Origin of the sequence: Pontixanthobacter aquaemixtae (genome assembly GCF_009827395.1) — a bacterium.
In the GTDB taxonomy this organism is placed as follows: domain Bacteria; phylum Pseudomonadota; class Alphaproteobacteria; order Sphingomonadales; family Sphingomonadaceae; genus Pontixanthobacter; species Pontixanthobacter aquaemixtae.
Map to the genome: position 1 here is coordinate 1,494,146 of NZ_WTYX01000001.1, position 18,029 is coordinate 1,512,174.

An 18,029-nucleotide genomic window follows, 5' to 3' on the forward strand; every position below is an offset into this window, starting at 1 on the left:
TGCAGCACTGAGGACCGGTGCGCACAACCCACCCCATCGACCAACGTCACATTCCGCTCGACCTGCGGCAATCCTGTGGTTGCAATTGTAATCAATCTCCGGTTCAAGCATTGTCAGTTAATTATGCGATCCATCGCGCGGTTATGGGGGCACGCCTCGCTGCGCTGAGAACATATTCTACCGGAGACTGATCCACATGAAACTGAAACTGTTTACCGCCAGCGCAATGGCGCTTGCTCTTGTTGCAGGCACCGCCGCTTGTACGCAGGCCGAATTGCCGCCGCGCGAGCTGAGCGAGGAAACCACGTCACTATTTGCCAATGTGCCCACGGGTGACGGCTATTTCGCGACCGACAGCGAGCTGCCTTTCCAGACGCCTGATTTCAGCAAGATCAACGATGAGGATTTCGAGCCCGCTTTCGAGCAGGCGATGGAAATCCACAACGCCGAAATCGCCGCGATCAAGAACAATCCGGCAGAAGCCAATTTCGACAATACGATCGTCGCGCTGGAAATTTCGGGCTCCATGCTCAGCCGCGTGGCCAATGTTTTCTTCGCGCTGACCGGCGCGAACACCAATGACACGCTGGATGGTGTGAATGAGCGCGTTTCCCCCAAGCTGACCGCGCATGGCGATGCGATCACTCTCGATCCCGATCTGTTTGCCCGCGTGAAATCGGTCTATGATGCGCGCGACAGTCTGGATCTCAACACCGAAGATATGACGCTTCTTGAGCGGACCTATGACGATATGGTCCATGCCGGCGCATTGCTGACTGCGGAGCAGAAGGAAGAGGTCAAAAAGATCAACACCGCATTGTCTGAAAAGACGACCAAGTTCGGTGTGACCGTTCGCGAGGCAACGGTGGACAACGCCTTGGTGGTGGATAGCCGCGAAGAATTGGCTGGCCTGTCCGACAGCGATATTGAAAATGCTGCGAAAGCTGCGTCAGAGCGCGGCCTGGGCGGCAAGTTCGTAATTCCGCTGCAAAACACCACGCAGCAGCCGCTTCTGCCCGAACTGGAAAACCGCGATGTGCGCGAAAAGCTGTTCAAGCTGAGCGTCAACCGCGCCGATCAGGGTGACAGCAACGACACGCGCGTTCTGCTCGCCGAAATCGCCAGCTTGCGCGCGCAGAAGGCGGCTTTGTTCGGTGAACCCGATTGGGCGAGCTACACCATGTATGACCGCATGGCGAAAGAGCCCAAGACCGCGCTCGATTTCATGGAGCAAATGGTAGGACCGCTGGCCGAAACGCAGCGCCGCGAGGCCGGCCTGCTGAACGAGCAGATCAAGAAAGACGGCGGCGATTTCACCGTGCAGCCGTGGGATTGGTATCGCTATGCCAACCAGGTCCGCAAAGAGAAGTATGACTTGGACGAAAGCCTGGTCACACCCTATTTCCAGATCGACAATGTGCTCGAAAAAGGCGTGTTCCACGCCGCGACAGAGCTTTACGGCATCACTTTCGAAAAGCGCGATGACATTCCGGTCTATCACGAGGATGTGACGGTCTATACCGTGTTCGAAGAAGACGGCAGCGAGCTGGGCCTGTTCTATTTCGACCCCTACCAGCGCCCATCCAAACGCGGCGGCGCGTGGATGAGCACTTTTGTGGACCAGAGCCACATGTATGACACCAAACCGGTGATCTACAATGTGCTCAACATCCCCAAAGCTGCAGAAGGTGAACCGCAACTGGTCAGCTTCGACAATGTGAACACACTGTTCCACGAATTCGGCCACGCATTGCACGGCCTGTTCGCCGACCAGAATTACCGCTCGATTTCGGGCACCGCGACAGCGCGCGACTTTGTCGAATATCCCAGCCAGGTGAACGAGATGTGGGCGACCTACCCGTCGATCCTGCAGAACTATGCCAAGCACCACGAAACGGGTGAGACGATCCCCACCGAACTGATCGAGAAGATCGAAGCGGCGGCGAAATTCAACCAGGGCTATGATTTCGGCGAAGTGGTCGAGGCCGCATTGCTCGATATGAAATGGCACGCTCTCTCGCCCGAAGAAGCGGCAGCGATCGATACGCCCGAAAAGGTCGATGAATTCGAACGCAAGTCTCTCGAAGAGCTGGGCCTCGAAATCGGTCTGGTGCCGCCGCGTTACCGCAGCACCTATTTCAACCACATCTTCTCCAGCCCTGCAGGCTATAGCTCGGGCTATTACTCTTACCTGTGGACCGAAATGCTGGACCGCGACAGCCGCAAATGGTTCATGGATAATGGCGGCCTGACCCGCGAAAACGGCGATCATTATCGCGCAGAAGTCCTCAGCCGCGGTGGCACGATGGATTATTTCGAAATGTTCGACAATTTCGCAGGGCGCGAGCCCGATGTCGGCCCGATGCTCGAAGCGCGCGGCCTGACCGGAGACGGCGAATAAGCCAACCACCTTTGGCCAGTGCCGAAGGGAAGAATTACAGCCGGTTGCCTAAATGGCGGCCGGCTGTTTTTCTTTTGGGAAGCTAGCGCGACAATCAAGAACCCCACCCGAGTGATGCGCTTGGAATATCGTGCTTAGCGTGTCACCAATGCGCGATGGCCTTCACTGCCAATCCACTCTGCTGTGACACCCCAAACGCGCTGGATCACTTCGCCAGCCAGCGCCTTTTCGGGGACATCATCCGCTACTGCCTGGCCTTGATCGAGAACCACGACGCGGTCCGCATGGTTCATCGCAAGCGCCAGATCATGCAGCACGATGATTACGCCCTTCCCACTTTGCGCCTCGCGCTTTAAATGACCGATCAGCGCCAATTGATGCGCCAGATCGAGCGCGGCGAGCGGTTCATCGGCGAGGATCCACTCAGGCTCGCCCGCCAGCACGCGCGCCAAGAATGCGCGCGCCTTTTCGCCTCCGGAAAGCTCCGAAATCGGACGCGCAGCCAGAACTTCCAGATCAAGCGCCTTCAGCGCAGCCTCTACTGGGCCCGCGGCGCTATCCCCATGCGGCATCCGGCCCAGCGCAACCAGATTGCGTACCGCAACATCCCACGCCGCTTCGCCATTTTGGGGTAGATAACCGATATGCTGCGCGCGGGCGCCGCTGGAGAATTCTGAAAGCGCTTTTCCGTGCAATGTCGCCAGCCCGCAATCGGGCTGCAGCAGCCCTGAGAGAATTGACAGCAAGGTCGATTTGCCCGCGCCGTTCGGGCCGCAAATGGCAGTGATCTGACCCGGGCCGAACGATGCCGATACCGCGTCCAGCCGGTTCGCCAGCGAAATGGCGTCTGCCGAAAGCGTCATGACAACCCTCCCGAATAGCCGCGCCGCATTTTCATCAGCAACCACAGGAAGAACGGCGCACCGATCAGGCTGAGAGCAATGCCAAGGCGCAATTCGGTGACCGTCGGCAGGATGCGAACCACACTGTCCGCGACAAGCACCAGCAGGCCGCCCGCCAACGCGCTCGGGACAATCAGGGAGGATGGCCGCCGATCGGTGAAAGGGCGTACCAGATGCGGCACGATCAGACCGACAAAGCCGATGATCCCCGCCACCGCGACGCCGCTTCCCACGGTCAGCCCCACCCCTGCGATCAGCCAAGCCTGCAAAACCGCTAAACGCATGCCGAGCGAGCGAGCAGCCGCATCACCCAGGATCAGCGCGTCGAGATCCTTTCGCGCCATCCAAAAACACGCGATGCCCAGCAAAGTGAGCGGCGCGGCAAGATAAACCTCGCGCCAGCTCCGGTCGGTCAGCGCACCCATCAACCACGTCACAATCTCGCTCATCGCAAAGGCATTTGGGGCGAAACTGATTGCCAGGCTCATCAAGGCCCCGGCAAGGCTCGCAATCATCATTCCCGCCAGAGTGAACAGCGCAATCCCTCCGGTGCGGCCTGCGATCAGCGCCAGCAATGCCATCGCCCCAGCCGCTCCGGCCAAGGCAAAGACTGGTAGCAACCACGCACTGGCGGCATATCCGAACCAGAAGCTCGCGACTGCGCCCAATGCGGCGCCCGGGGCAATACCGAACAGGCCCGGATCAGCGAGCGGATTGCGCAGATAGCCCTGCATCGCCGCACCAGCCGCGCCCAGCCCCGCTCCCACGGTGATCGCCAGCAAAGCGCGCGGAAGGCGGAGCTCGGCAAGGATCAACATCGCATTGGGTGTGCTGGCGAAATCAAGCCAAACACGCCCTGCAAAAAGCGATAGCGCGAAGACAATGATCAGCGCGAAGCACAATAATCCGATCGGGCGGGTCATGAAACGCGCTCCCGAATTGATCGCAGCCGCTCAACCGCACGGATAATCGTCGGCCCACCGCAATAGAGCAGCGAAGTATCAAACGTCGCGCGATGCGTTGCAATCTGCTCCAAGGCTGGATGCTGCTGCGAACGCTCCTGGCCCGCGAGCAACAGCACCTCTGGCGGATCGACCAGCATGCGTTCGAACGAAAGATAATCTGCCTGCCCCATGCCGCGCGCCGCGCTGTGGCTGGCGAAACCGGTATGACGCATGAGCGCGCTCACCAAAGCGTCTTCACCCGGAACAATACCCGATGGCTGCCACAGCACCGCGCTAAGCGGGTCGGCATCACCTGCCTTGGACTGGTCTAGCGCCAAATCAATCGCCGCGACGAGCGCCGAGCCTTTTTCCGGATTGCCCGCAAGACCCGCCAGCTGATCGATCTGCGCCTTGCTGTCATCGATGGTCGCGGCGATGCCGAATGTTTCCACCCGTATGCCCAGGTCAGAAAACGCCTGCCGCGTGGATGGCGGAAGGAAGCTCCCCGCCACCACAATATCGGGCGATAGCGCCAGCACCTCCTCCACCGTACCGCCGGTTGCCGCGAATTGCCGAGCTTTCGCGACATCCATCGAGGACGATTTGGCATCATGGCTGTAATGCGAGATAGCGAGCAACTGTTCGGGCTCAGCCACCTCTGCAAGGATAGCATCTGTGCAGGGGTTGAGGCTGACGATCGTCGGCTTGTCACCGCTACGTTCCAAGCTCTCCATCTGCTCGACACACCCACTCAACGTCATTCCCGCGAAAGCGGGGATCCAGAGTGGCCAAGCTCTACCCGGCCAGCTGGATCTCCCGTTGGCCGTTGGCCTGCTTCGCAACCGCAGAGATGACGGAGAGTGGTTTGGTGATGGGGCGATCAAAACTTTGCCCGCGCTCCCACAAAGGCACCTCGCCCTGCCGTGCCATAGCCAGCGGCTGTCTGGTAATCCTCATCGAAGACATTTTCGACTCGGCCGAACAGCTCGACGGTTTCGCCAAACGGTACCGAAGCACGCAACGTCACCACATGATATCCGTCGAGCCGGGTGAAATTGCCCGCATCGTCAAAGCTGTCACCAACCATGCGGATATCCCCGCCAACGGTCAGTCCGGCCAGCGGCGTTTCCCAATCGGCGCTGAATGTCAGCGCATGTTTGGGACGGCGCGCCAGCACATTGCCTTCATTTGCCGCGCCAGCCGTGCGGTTCTCTGTGTCGACATAGGCATAGACGGCAGCGACACCGAACGTGTCGGACGGGTTCGCCCCCAGTTCGACTTCAAATCCCTGCGCGCGGACTTTGCCGACGTTGTCGTAAGTGCCAAACGGCCGGTTTGTGCAGATGCCGCCGGTCACACCAAAGCAGGAGACAAATTCGATCTGGTTCTCGCTATCGCGCTGGAACGCGGTGATGCCCGCATAGAACGGATCATTGCGATTGTGCCACGCAAGGCCGAGATCGAAGCTGGTACTTTGTTCGGGCTGAAGCGTATCATTGCCGAAATCGGAGAAAAGCTGGAACAGGCTGGGTGCCTTGAAACCTTCGCCCACGCTGGCGCGTACGCGGATGTCTTCGGCAACTTCGTAACTGATATCCGCGCCGAAGCTGGTCGCTCCGCCAAAGTCGCGGTGATCGTCATGCCGCACACCCAAATGACCCGAAAGCCCGCCAAATTCGATGCCCAGCTGCGCATAAGCGCCGGCAATCCGCGTTTCCTGACGCGCGGTAAAATTGGTTTCCAGACTGGTCCACTCATTCTCGCCGCCGAAATTGATAATCAGCGGACCAATCGGCCGCCACTCGCCGCGCAGTTCAACCCGGTCAGAGTGGCCGTCGCTGGTGAAACCGGGGGCGGTGCCGAACGCCGGATTGAAATTCTGCCGCTCGGTATCCGCGAAGGAATAGGCAGCGGTCAGATAGAGTGGGCCATTGTCAAAGGACAGGCCCGTAGCCGCTGAATATTGCTGCGTCTTTTGGTATTCGCCGGTGTCGATCAGGCCAAACGGGGCAACATTGGCAAAGCCGTCAATGTCCAGATCGCCCTCTGCATAGCGTCCACGCGCAAACAGAGTGATCCGGTCGCTGACATAGACGCTGGTACGTCCGGCAATGTCCCATTGTTCGAACCCGTCGGCTTCACTTCCAGAGGCAGCGGCGGAGAAGCCATCTGTTGTCAGATAGCTGCCAGAGGCGCCGATATAGAATTGGTCGGTTTGGACCCCACCCGTCGCGGTACCGAAAATCGTGTCGCGCGCGCCATATTCGGCGCTGGCGGCAAAGCCGGTTTCATCGCGTGTGGTCGCAACCAACACACCGCCGACGGCGTCCGAGCCCCAAATCGTGCTGTTTGAGCCGCGCAGAAGGTCGATCTTGTCAAGATTTCCGGTGGTCAAATTGCCGAAATCAAACCCGCCCGATGGCGAGGCCGGGTCGGCCACGCGCACGCCATCGACAATGACCAGCAACTGCTCCGCCTCAGCACCACGAACGCGAACGCTGGTAACCCCACCAATGCCGCCATTACGGCTGATCGCCACACCCGGCGCGCGTTCGAGGACACGGGTAAGGTCAGCGCCCTGCACTTCTTCAATCTCTTCGCGCCCGATAATGGTGACGGCTTGACCGGTGTCTTCGACTTCGGAAGCGTTGCCGGTGGCCGTTACGGTGATGACGTCGTCGTCGATCTTCCATGCAGCGGTACATACCGCACCCGGCTCGTCGCAGGGGTCTTGGGCCAATGCCGGGGAAGCAACAGCTGCAAAACAAGTACTCAATAACAGATGTTTACGCATACAAACTCCATTCATAAGCAACATCGCCCATAATGGAGGAGACGCACGCATTCGCGCCTTCCATCTGCCTTCGGTACACCCCGCCCGGCGGCTCGAACGACCGTCATTGGCAGGTCTCCTGGCTTCCGGATCATCGCACCGCTTCCGCCTTCCCGTCCATTGGCAAACTCAGGACAGTGGCATATTGGAGGCGGCCCTCCCCGGTCACAGTTGCGGGGGCAGCGGAGGCTTGGACCCTCCTTCCCTCTTAGGCCCGTATTACACAGGCAACCCATGACGTCGCCGTGCCATTAAGCCCGTGCAAGCTTGCGGACAAGGCCGTAAATCGCTTTGCAGGCGGCAGGTAAGCAATTCTTCAGCATGCCGCTTAACCGCATAGAGCGATGTGTTCCGCTAAGAGACGGTCGCAAATGGCGCGTGGAAGCGAATTGTTCTCGCTGATACGCGCTTCAGCGCGCCATTTCACCGCCGGTATTTCTGGCTTCCAACGAGTTCACCACACGGGATTATTTTGACCGACACTTCCGCCCTTTCTGCTGAACAGCGTACTGCGATCTTCCAGGCCCGGATGAGCCGGAAGCGCCCCTCGCTGTTTGCGTGGCTGAGGAAAGCGGGTGGGCTTCGCTCGCTTCGGGAATTGAAGTTTTCCGATGTGCTTGGCGCGCAGCATCGCGGCCGGCGCATCCTTGCGCTTGCCGCCGCAATTGCCGTGCCTGCAGTGGCCGCGCCCGGCGATTGGCAGGATTTCGGCCTGAACAAGGCGGATGTCGCATTGGTCCCCGAAGTCCAGGCAATGCCGTTCGAGCAGCCCGGCAACAATTTTCCAGGCTCTGCATTCTATTTCTTGGAAGACACGCCGCGTGTCGCGGTTGAAGCGCAAGGCGATGAAGCGCTTGCTTTGTTCGATATGTCGGGCACCGGCGAGATCGAAGCGGCGGAACTCGCCGCGGCGAGCAATGCCGGCCCCGCAGCCCGCCGGTTCTTTTCCGCCGGTAGCGGCATCACCCAGGCACGCGCGCTCCAATGCCTGACCAACGCGGTCTATTATGAAGCCGCGAGCGAAGCCACAGGCGGACAGCGCGCGGTTGCGCAAGTCGTGCTCAACCGGGTGGCGCATCCCAGCTATCCCAACAGCGTTTGCGGTGTGGTTTTCCAGGGATCGGAACGGCGCACGGGCTGCCAATTCAGCTTCACCTGCGACGGGTCGATGAATCGCAAGCCGGGCAGCGCAGCGTGGGCGCGCGCGCGCAGCGTGGCACAAGATGCGCTTTCTGGCCGGGTTTACGAAGCCGTAGGCCTTGCAACGCATTACCACACGATCTGGATCCACCCTTATTGGGCCCCCAGCCTCGATCATATCGGCACGATCGGCGCGCACCGTTTCTATAAATGGAAAGGCAATGCCGGCAAGCCAGCAGCGTTCCGCGCCGCCTATGCCGGCATTGAACCCTCCGCCAAGCCAAGCGCGCGGCAAGCTGCCGATACGGGTATCCCGAGCGCAAATGATGTCGCTGATCCGCTGGCGCTGCAACGCGCCTTCGAAGCGGCACGCGAGAAAGCCGTGCGCGAGAACGCCCAACCCAAGCCGCGCGCGCCTGCGCCCAACTATGCGCCGCAAATCGAGGCGCGCGGCGGCGACCGGATATTCACCGCTGACAACCTGCCCGATAGCGGCGGAGTAAAAGAAGAATACCGCAATAGTGGGCGTTGGATAAACGAACCCAACTAGCTGATACGTAACCGTATTTTTGTGCCGGTTAATATGTCCGAAACCAGAATTCGGAACCAAGCTTTAGGCCAAGCCCGCTATTGCGTTGCCACCCCCAAAGATCGCGCTACAGGATCGCATTGAATGACCGTCTATTTCGCTGCCGCCCGTACTCCGGCAAAGTCACCGCTTGCGCGCGCTTTCCAGCGCCGCGAATTGCCCACTGCGGCAAACGACAATCCCGGCGGCATTGATAGCGACCATTTGCTCCATTCGGCCTTGCGCCATTTTGCCAAGCACGGTCTGCGTGCGGCCGAAGAGGCACGCAAGGAAGCGGAGAAATCCTTCTTCGCAGGCGATCGGGAAAGCTATCAATGGTGGCTGGGCATTTGCCGAACGCTGGACCGGCGCATGGCCGCGCAAATCCAAAGCGGGAAAAGCCTCGGTTGATCAAACTGTGCTAAGGTAGCACAGCCAAATACCCGCCCGGGGATACTCATTGACAAAAAATTAAGCATGTTCCAGAATCTGGGGCATGGCTACGTCGCCCGATCTGAGGTCGCACTCTGACCACACAACGCATGATCTGCGTGCACACGCACCATTCATGCTGCGCGAAAAGGGCGGCGACGAAGGCGAAACGCTGGGTCCCAATATCATTGCCCGCCGTACAAGCGACGGGGTGGAACGCTTGCCGATTGTTCACCCCGACAGACGCCGGCCAGAGTTTAATTTCACCAAAGCCTGGAAACATTTCAGTATCCTGGTGAAAGACAAGGACAGAACCGACGAACTATTCGGCGTGCTCGATGCTTTGCCGTGGCGTTCTGTTGGAGAAGAAGCGGCAAAGTTCATCGTCAGCGATCTGGGCCGCAAAATCTATCAGTCGGAACCCTATTTGCCCGATCTGCTCGATGATCATGCCTATCTGCGGCAAATGCCCAAAGGCAGCTTCGCAGACGCCTATTGCAACTTCATGGAGGCAGAGGGCCTGACCGCCGCCGGCCTGATCGAAGAAGCCAACGTTACGCGCAAGGATCTGGTCAAGCTTGAGGACGGCGTTGAATGGTACAATGACCGTCTTCGCGATACGCATGACATTCTTCACGTTCTGACCGGTTACGGGCGCGACACATTGGGCGAACAATGCGTGCTGGCCTTCCTGTTTGACCAGCGCCCCAGCCCCGGACATTTGTTCCTCGGTTGGGCGGGAACGCTGCTTATGAAAGCGAAGCTGAAGACCAAAGCACCGGTTCTTCGCGCCTTTCTGCAAGCACGCCGCAACGGTCGCAAGACGCAGCGCATTGTCGAGCAACCCATTCACGAATTGCTGGCGCTTCCGCTGGAAGAAGTGCGCCGCAAGCTCAACATTCCGGAGCCGACCTATTATCTGGAAGCGCTCGAAACCTGGCGCAGCGAAGGTATCGACCCGCATGCACTTCTGGGCAAAGAAGCGGCGTGAACGTTCATTCCTTTGCCGGATTATAGGGCGATAGTACCGCTCAATTCTTGAAAATTTTCCAACGAATTCATCTGCTTTTCGCGGAGATTATCTCGCGTTAACCACTCTGTGACCAATATTCTCTAGGCACAGGGTGGGCAGCAGCAGGAAAATATTCATTCTAAACCCGAGAAATCTTCTGCCAGGCCGCTATGTGGATAACGCGGTTGACCAACAGGTTCGCAGAACTTTGGTCAGCTCTTTGTATGCCAGTCCACTGAGCCTGATTACCGGAGCGGTCGCAACCGTTGCCGCAGCGATTGTCTCTGCCTGGGTTTCAGAGCTGTCTGCACTGTGGTTCGCTGCCTCAATTCTCGCAATGATCGCGACAATTCGGGTTATCGCTGCGCTGCGGCTTTCACCGGAGGCGGAAAGCACTTCGACCGCCATGCTCGAGGTCGTTTACGAAATTGGCGCATTCAGCTTTGCGCTCGCTCTCGGCACGACCGCAGCATACACAATCCTCAATGGCGCTGCCTCGCAGATACAAGTGCTGATGGTCGCCAATGCGCTGGGATATGGCATTGGTGTATCCGCGCGTAACGCCGGACGCCCGACAATTGCGATCGGGCAATTGGCGTTTTCCTGCATCCCCATCGCGATCGCATGCTTCCTGACGATGAAGATCGAATTGGTTGCCCTAGGAATCACGATCTTGCTTCTGGTCCCGGCGCAGTCGCTCATTTCGCGCAATATTTTCGGCGTGCTGCGCGATTCAATCACCTCAGCAGAGCGCAACGCCGAAATGGCCGACAAGATGCGCAATCTGGCGCGAACCGACGTGGTCACCGGCCTTGCCAACCGTGCGGGTCTCAATTTCGATATCGTCGAAAAGCTGATGCATGTTGAAGATGACCAGATGCTGGCCTTGTTCTGGATGGATCTTGACCGGTTCAAGGAAGTCAACGACTTGCTGGGCCACCCCGTGGGCGACCGCGTACTCAGCGAAGTGGCCAAACGCCTCGATGAAATTTCACCAAAAGGCGCCACCGTTTCGCGCTTTGGCGGAGACGAATTTATCGTTTTCTGCGAAGTCAGCGACCGCAAGGAAAGCGAACGCTTGGCCAGCGAAATCCATGCCGAAATCATGCGCCCCTTCCGCATTGACGGAGAACGTCTGGAAATTGGTGCGTCAATCGGCGTCGCATTGCTGCCCGATGACGGGCTCGATTCTGATGCATTGATGCAGAATGCCGACCTTGCGCTCTATCACGCCAAGGTGAACGGCCGGAAGCAAACCTGCTTCTACAACCCGACAATGAGCCGCGATCTCGCTCGCCGCCGCGAAATTGAAGCGGAACTTCGCTCTGCGATCCAGAAGAACGAATTGTCGATTTTCTTCCAGCCGATTGTCGATCTGGCAACCGGCCGCATCCGCACATTCGAAGCATTGGTCCGCTGGTTCCACCCTGAAAAGGGCGAATTGCGGCCCGACGAATTTATCCCCGTTGCGGAGGAAACCGGTGTTATCGTGACGCTGGGCAACTGGATTACCGCGCAGGCTGCAAAAGCAGCGGTGCAATGGCCCGAAGACGTAACCGTCGCGGTCAATCTCTCTCCCTTGCAGATCAAGGCACCAGGCGCGGCATTGGGTATCAAGAATGCGCTACGTGAGGCCGGCCTCGCTCCCGAACGGCTCGAGCTGGAAGTGACGGAAAGCCTGCTGCTCGACGACAATTACGCGACCGAGGCCTTTATCGAGGACCTGTCGCAGATCGGCGTCCGCTTTGCGTTGGACGATTTCGGCACCGGCTATTCTTCGCTGGGCTATATCCAGAAATACCCGTTCAAAAAGATCAAGGTCGATCGCAGCTTCGTATCCGGCCCGAATGTCGGCAAGAAAACCGACGCGATTATCCGCGCGGTTGCCGAACTCGGTTCCAAGCTCGAAATGGATATTGTTGCCGAAGGGCTTGAGACTATCGAACAGGTCCGCACGGTTCGCGAGGCAGGCTGTACGCTCGGCCAGGGATATTATTTCAGCCGCGCGGTGCCCGATTATCTGGCAGCAATGTTGCTTGCTCAGGAAGCCGGCGCCGAAGAACCAAAGCGTGCGCTGGGCTAGGCCCGCGGCGATCCGCCGCCATCGGATTTTTGGCGAACCCGCACAGCCTGAACAAATCCTGCATCAACCCCGAATTCCGGCCCGAATCCAGACCTTTTCAGCGCCGCAAATGCAATTGCGAACTATTAGCAAAGATAGTTTGTAAAAGCTGGGCTTTACGGTTGCAATCGCTATCCCCCGCGCGTAATTCCACCTGCAAACGCTAGGCGCGGCTTCCTCGCGGGACGTGGGGTGCGCCAGATAGCAGGCTTTACGGTCCCGCGTGTTTGGAAGGACTTCCCTGTAATTATGGCCCGCAAGAAGATCGCACTCATCGGCTCTGGCATGATCGGTGGCACGCTCGCCCACCTCGCCGCGAAGAAAGAAATGGGCGACATCGTCCTGTTCGACATTGCAGAGGGCATGCCACAGGGCAAAGCACTCGATCTCAGCCAATGCGGCCCGATTGAAGGTTTCGACGCCAAAATTACCGGCACGAACGATTATGCCGACATTGCAGGCGCCGACGTGGTGATCGTCACCGCTGGTGTTCCGCGCAAGCCCGGCATGAGCCGCGATGATCTGCTCGGCATCAACTTGTCGGTGATGAAAGCGGTCGGCGAAGGCATCAAGAACAACTGCCCCGACGCGTTCGTGATCTGCATCACCAACCCGCTCGACGCAATGGTGTGGGCGCTGCGCGAATTCTCCGGCCTGCCGCATAACAAAGTCGTGGGCATGGCGGGCGTGCTCGACAGCGCGCGCTTCGCGACCTTCCTCGCGTGGGAATTCGATTGCTCGGTCAAGGACGTCAACGCCTTCGTTCTGGGCGGCCATGGTGACACGATGGTTCCGGTCAAAAGCTACACCACGATCAACGGTATTCCGGTGGATGATTACGCGAAGATCAAAGGCGTCCCCGAAAGCCGTCTGGACGAAATCGTGGCCCGCACCCGTGCCGGCGGCGGCGAAATCGTGAAACTGCTGGGCAACGGCTCAGCCTATTACGCGCCAGCCACCAGCGCGATTGCGATGGCCGAGGCCTATCTGGGCGACCAGAAACGCATCCTGCCATCAGCGTCTTATGTCGAAGGCAAATACGGCCTCGACGGGCTTTACGTGGGCGTCCCCACCGTGATCGGCGCAGGCGGCTGCGAAGATGTGATCGAGATTGAACTGTCCGACGAAGAAAAGGCCAACCTCAAGGTCTCGACCGACGCGGTCGAGGAACTGCTCGAGGCGTGCAAGGGGCTGGATAGCTCGCTAGCGTGATGAAAGCCGCGTCCACACTTTTAGGCCTGTTACTGATGTCGCCCTGTGCTGCACCAGCATGGGCATCGGACGACGAGTATCGAACAGCGGCAGCCAGCACATCCGCATTTGTGGATTCTGTTAAAGAATGTTCTATGGGTCTGTCTGATCCAGAACAGTATCATCCGGTTTTGGAAGCGAAGGGCTGGCAACGCGTCTATGTGGTTTTGGAAGATGGACGTAAGCTTATATCGCCTCTCACCGAACGTAACATGTTCTTCAAAGATGATATTCACCTGACCTTGTCGCCAAAGTCTTCGGGCGAATTTTTTTACCGGAATTCTTGCTCGATTTCAGCTTATTTCGACCCCGAAACGGCGAAAGCAGAGGCGATCTCGGAAGAGTTGGACGCATACTTCGAAACCGAAAGGTCAGGCTTTGGAGGACGACGCTCATTCAAAAATGGTGCTGATTTGGCCCTATCCTTCACTCCCTCACTTATCGGCGAGAATCTCCACTTTTCCGTCGATATCAAATTGAATGAGATCGAGAAGAGTCCCTCACAAACCACCAGAATTCCAGCGTCATCGCCTCAAGACAAGTAGCGCAAGACCTACTCATCTCAGGCAGTGCCAATTTAAGGAAATTGTATGTCCATCCTCATTAACAAAAACACCAAAGTCATCACCCAGGGAATGACCGGCGACACCGGCACATTCCACACGCAGCAGGCGCTCGATTACGGGACGCAGATGGTCGCGGGTGTTACGCCCGGCAAAGGCGGAACCACGCATATCGGCCTTCCCAACTTCAACACCGTTCGTGAAGCAGTCGCTGAAACCGGCGCCACCGCATCCTGCATCTACGTTCCGCCACCATTTGCGGGCGACGCGATCTGCGAAGCGATTGATGCCGAGGTCGAGCTGATCATCGCGATTACCGAGGGCATTCCGGTGCTCGATATGGTCCGCGTGAAGGCAGCGCTCGAAGGTTCCAAATCACGCCTGATCGGCCCCAACTGCCCCGGTGTTCTGACACCGGGCGAGTGCAAAATCGGCATTATGCCCGGCTCGATCTTCCAGAAAGGCTCAGTGGGCGTTGTCAGCCGCTCGGGCACGCTCACATACGAAGCGGTCCACCAGACAACCATGGTTGGCCTCGGCCAGACCACTGCAGTCGGCATCGGCGGCGATCCGGTGAACGGAACCAACTTTATCGACGTGCTCGACATGTTCCTCGACGATGAGGAAACCAAGTCGATGATCATGATCGGCGAAATTGGCGGCAGCGCGGAAGAAGAAGCCGCGGCGTTCCTCAAGGCCGAAGCAGCCAAGGGCCGCAGCAAGCCGACCGTCGGCTTTATCGCTGGCCGCACAGCGCCTCCGGGCCGCCGCATGGGGCACGCGGGCGCGATTGTCTCGGGCGGCAAAGGCGGCGCGGATGACAAGATCGCGGCGATGGAAGATGCGGGCATCCGTGTCTCCCCCAGCCCCAGCGAGCTCGGCACAACGCTGGACGCGATGCTGAAGGAATTGGCCTGATTTGAACCGGGTGCCTTCCTCCCCAGGAGCACCCGGTTCGCCTCTTTTCAAATGCCGCACTGGCGGCGTCAAAGGTGACCCCAATGGGTAACGAAAGCCACGATTTTTCTCCCCCTGAAACTTGGGGCGATCCCTCTGCGGAAGCCCAGCAAGGTCCATCCTGGGACAATCCCCGCTGGCCGCTTGTTGGCGGCGAGAGCGAGGATGAATTCACGCAGGCGCTTGATCCGACGACAATGAAGCTCGCGGTTGAGCAAGCCGCGGCGAAAGCAGGCAAGGCGACCGATCCGAAAGCCATCGAAGAAGCAGCGGGCGATTCCATCCGCGCGATGCTGATGGTGCGGCTCTACCGCGTACGCGGGCATCTGGCCGCCAATCTTGATCCGCTGGGCCTGTCGCATCTTGATGAGCCCGAGGATCTGACTCTCGAATGGCACGGCTTTGCCGGACAGGAAGAGAAAGACGTCTATGTCGGCGGCGTGTTTGGCTATGAATGGGTCAAAGTCCGCGAATTATACGATGTCCTTCGGCGCACATATTGCGGCAATGTCGGCCTCGAATATATGCATATTACCGACACTGACGAGCGCCGGTTCCTGCAAGACCAGTTCGAAAGCCCCGAAGACACCATCCAGTTCACCGATGAGGGCAAGAAAGCGATCCTTGCCTCGGTGATTCGCGGCGAGGAATATGAAAACTTCCTCGGCAAGAAATATGTCGGGACCAAACGGTTCGGCCTCGACGGTGGCGAATCGATGATCCCCGCGCTCGAAGCGGTGATCAAATATGGCGGCCAGCTGGGCGTGCGCGAGATTATCTATGGCATGGCGCATCGCGGGCGTTTGAATGTGCTCGCCAATGTGATGGCCAAGCCATACAAAGTGATCTTCCACGAATTTTCCGGCGGCAGCGCCAGCCCCGAAGATGTCGGCGGATCGGGCGATGTGAAATACCACCTCGGCACCAGCACCGACCGCGAATTTGACGGGATCAGCGTACACATGTCGCTGGTTCCCAACCCGTCACATTTGGAAGCTGTCGATCCGGTCGTGCTTGGCAAAACGCGCGCGCAGCAGGCCATCCGCGATGACCTTGCCGCCCACGCAGAAGTTCTGCCCGTTCTGATCCACGGCGATGCGGCCTTCGCAGGCCAAGGCGTTGTGTGGGAAAGCCTCAGCTTCTCTGGCATCAATGGTTACAACACCGGCGGCTGCCTGCACTTTATCATCAACAACCAGATCGGCTTCACCACCAGCCCGCGTTTCGCGCGCAGCTCGCCCTATCCCAGCGATGTTGCGAAGGGTGTTCAGGCGCCCATCCTGCATGTGAATGGCGATGATCCTGAAGCGGTGACTTTTGCCTGCAAGCTGGCGATTGAATACCGCCAGAAGTTCAAGCGCGATATTGTGATCGATATGTGGTGCTATCGCCGCTTCGGACACAATGAGGGCGACGAGCCCAAATTCACCCAGCCGTTGATGTATGACGAAATCCGTCAACATCCCAAAGTCAGCTATCTCTATTCGGACAAGCTGCTCGAAGAAGGCGTGATCGAAAGTGGAACCGCCCCGCAATTGCGCGAAGAATTCGAAGCGCTTTTGCAGGAAGAATTTGACGCGGCAAAAAGCTATAAAGCCAATCAGGCGGACTGGTTTGGCGGCCGCTGGGCGGGCCTGAGCAAGCCGGCCGATGCGGAAGGCGCGCGGCGCAATGTCGAAACCGCGCTCGAGAAGAAGCTGTTTGACAGCCTTGGGCGTACGCTCACCACCGTTCCTGACGATCACGAGATCCACAAAACTCTGGGCCGCGTGCTCAAAGCGAAAGCCGAAATGTTCGACAAGGGCGAAGGTTTCGACTGGGCGACAGCAGAAGCGCTGGCGTTCGGCAGCCTTGTAACAGAAGGCTACGGCGTTCGCTTGTCCGGACAGGATTCGGGCCGCGGTACTTTCAGCCAGCGCCACGCTGTCTGGGTCGACCAGAAGACCGAAGAGAAATATATCCCGCTTTGCCAGCTGCCGCATGGCAAATTCGAAGTCTATGACAGCCCGCTGTCCGAATATGGCGTGCTCGGGTTCGAATATGGCTTCGCTATGGCTGATCCCAAAACACTGGTGATGTGGGAAGCGCAATTCGGCGATTTTGCCAATGGCGCGCAAATCATGATCGACCAGTTCATCGCCAGCGGCGAAGCCAAATGGCTGCGCGCAAACGGGCTCGTGATGCTGCTGCCGCATGGGTACGAGGGCCAAGGGCCGGAGCACAGCTCGGCGCGGCTGGAGCGCTTCCTGCAGCTATGTGCGAATGACAATATCCAGGTGTGCAACATCACCACGCCGGCCAATTACTTCCACGTATTGCGCCGCCAGATGCACCGCGATTTCCGCAAGCCGATGGTTATCATGACTCCGAAAAGCCTGCTGCGCCACCCGATGGCGAAAAGCAGCGCAGACGAGTTTATGGGCGAACATCACTTCATGCGGATCAAATCCGACACGAAGGATATTGCCGATGACAAGATCAAACGGCTTGTCCTGTGTTCGGGCAAAGTCGCCTATGATCTGATCGAGAAGCGCGACGAAATGGGGATCGAAGATATCTCCATCGTGCGTATCGAACAGCTCTACCCCTTCCCCGGCGCACCGCTAACAACCCGCCTCAAGCGCATGAAAAACCTCGAGGAAATTGTTTGGTGTCAAGAAGAGCCGCAGAATAACGGCGCGTGGACCTTCGTCGATCGGCTGATCGAGAAGGCCGCCGCGGATGCGGGCAAAAATCTGCGCCCGATCTATGCCGGGCGCGAGCCAGCCGCTTCGCCCGCGACGGGTCTCGCCAAACGTCACGTCGCGCAGCAGGAAAGCCTGATCAGCGTCGCACTGGATCTCGCCAATGTTGGCAAGTCCGCCAAAGTCACAACGTCACGCCCCAAGAAGAAGGGCTGAGGAA

Annotated in this window: 13 protein-coding genes and 1 riboswitch; of the genes, 9 read left to right on the plus strand and 4 right to left on the minus strand. The window is 58.6% G+C overall.

Annotated features, from left to right (window positions below; all coding sequences use genetic code 11):
• The first annotated feature begins 196 nt into the window (after positions 1 to 196).
• Positions 197 to 2,401: a M3 family metallopeptidase gene (locus GRI41_RS07150; protein WP_160604031.1), complete on the plus strand. Its 2,205-nt coding sequence runs from the start codon at positions 197 to 199 to the stop codon at positions 2,399 to 2,401.
• A gap of 134 nt (positions 2,402 to 2,535) precedes the next feature.
• Here the strand turns inward: GRI41_RS07150 and GRI41_RS07155 are convergent, their stop codons facing one another.
• The 4 genes from GRI41_RS07155 to GRI41_RS07170 all read right to left on the minus strand — a co-directional run bounded on the left by GRI41_RS07155 (position 2,536) and on the right by GRI41_RS07170 (position 6,987).
• Complete coding sequence (locus GRI41_RS07155; RefSeq protein WP_160604032.1) at positions 2,536 to 3,264, minus strand: ABC transporter ATP-binding protein; 729 nt, start codon at positions 3,262 to 3,264, stop codon at positions 2,536 to 2,538.
• Positions 3,261 to 4,226: a FecCD family ABC transporter permease gene (locus GRI41_RS07160; RefSeq protein ID WP_160604033.1), complete on the minus strand. Its 966-nt coding sequence runs from the start codon at positions 4,224 to 4,226 to the stop codon at positions 3,261 to 3,263. Before GRI41_RS07160 ends, GRI41_RS07155 begins: the two co-directional genes overlap by 4 nt.
• On the minus strand, positions 4,223 to 5,008 hold the full coding sequence (locus GRI41_RS07165; RefSeq protein WP_160604034.1) for an ABC transporter substrate-binding protein: 786 nt from the start codon (positions 5,006 to 5,008) through the stop codon (positions 4,223 to 4,225). The genes GRI41_RS07160 and GRI41_RS07165 overlap by 4 nt, the downstream gene beginning before the upstream one ends.
• Before the next feature lie 119 nt (positions 5,009 to 5,127).
• Positions 5,128 to 6,987, minus strand: coding sequence for a TonB-dependent receptor plug domain-containing protein (locus GRI41_RS07170; protein ID WP_235901079.1), 1,860 nt, complete (start codon positions 6,985 to 6,987; stop codon positions 5,128 to 5,130).
• A gap of 145 nt (positions 6,988 to 7,132) precedes the next feature.
• Positions 7,133 to 7,331, minus strand: a riboswitch (cobalamin riboswitch).
• Between the two features lie 221 nt (positions 7,332 to 7,552).
• Between GRI41_RS07170 and GRI41_RS07175 the strand changes: the two genes are divergently transcribed.
• The 8 genes from GRI41_RS07175 (at position 7,553) to GRI41_RS07210 (ending at position 18,025) form a co-directional block, all read left to right on the plus strand.
• Entirely contained in the window at positions 7,553 to 8,770 is a 1,218-nt protein-coding gene (locus GRI41_RS07175) for a cell wall hydrolase (protein WP_235901080.1), read from the plus strand.
• 123 nt (positions 8,771 to 8,893) lie between these two features.
• Positions 8,894 to 9,199 (plus strand): hypothetical protein, encoded by a 306-nt coding sequence (locus GRI41_RS07180; RefSeq protein WP_160604036.1) that lies wholly within the window; start codon positions 8,894 to 8,896, stop codon positions 9,197 to 9,199.
• A gap of 85 nt (positions 9,200 to 9,284) precedes the next feature.
• The gene (locus GRI41_RS07185) at positions 9,285 to 10,211 is read left to right on the plus strand and encodes a Coq4 family protein (RefSeq protein ID WP_235901081.1); all 927 of its coding nucleotides are present in this window, start codon (positions 9,285 to 9,287) and stop codon (positions 10,209 to 10,211) included.
• Positions 10,212 to 10,452: 241 nt separating this feature from the next.
• Complete coding sequence (locus GRI41_RS07190) at positions 10,453 to 12,315, plus strand: putative bifunctional diguanylate cyclase/phosphodiesterase (RefSeq protein ID WP_235901082.1); 1,863 nt, start codon at positions 10,453 to 10,455, stop codon at positions 12,313 to 12,315.
• A 288-nt stretch (positions 12,316 to 12,603) separates the two neighbouring features.
• Positions 12,604 to 13,566: a malate dehydrogenase gene (gene mdh / locus GRI41_RS07195; RefSeq protein WP_160604037.1), complete on the plus strand. Its 963-nt coding sequence runs from the start codon at positions 12,604 to 12,606 to the stop codon at positions 13,564 to 13,566.
• A complete protein-coding gene (locus GRI41_RS07200) occupies positions 13,563 to 14,150 on the plus strand; it encodes a hypothetical protein (protein WP_160604038.1) in 588 nt (195 codons plus the stop codon). Before mdh ends, GRI41_RS07200 begins: the two co-directional genes overlap by 4 nt.
• A gap of 45 nt (positions 14,151 to 14,195) precedes the next feature.
• Positions 14,196 to 15,086, plus strand: a complete 891-nt coding sequence (gene sucD / locus GRI41_RS07205) for a succinate--CoA ligase subunit alpha (protein ID WP_160604039.1) — start codon at positions 14,196 to 14,198, stop codon at positions 15,084 to 15,086.
• Positions 15,087 to 15,169: 83 nt separating this feature from the next.
• Entirely contained in the window at positions 15,170 to 18,025 is a 2,856-nt protein-coding gene (locus GRI41_RS07210; protein ID WP_160604040.1) for a 2-oxoglutarate dehydrogenase E1 component, read from the plus strand.
• Positions 18,026 to 18,029 lie beyond the last annotated feature (4 nt).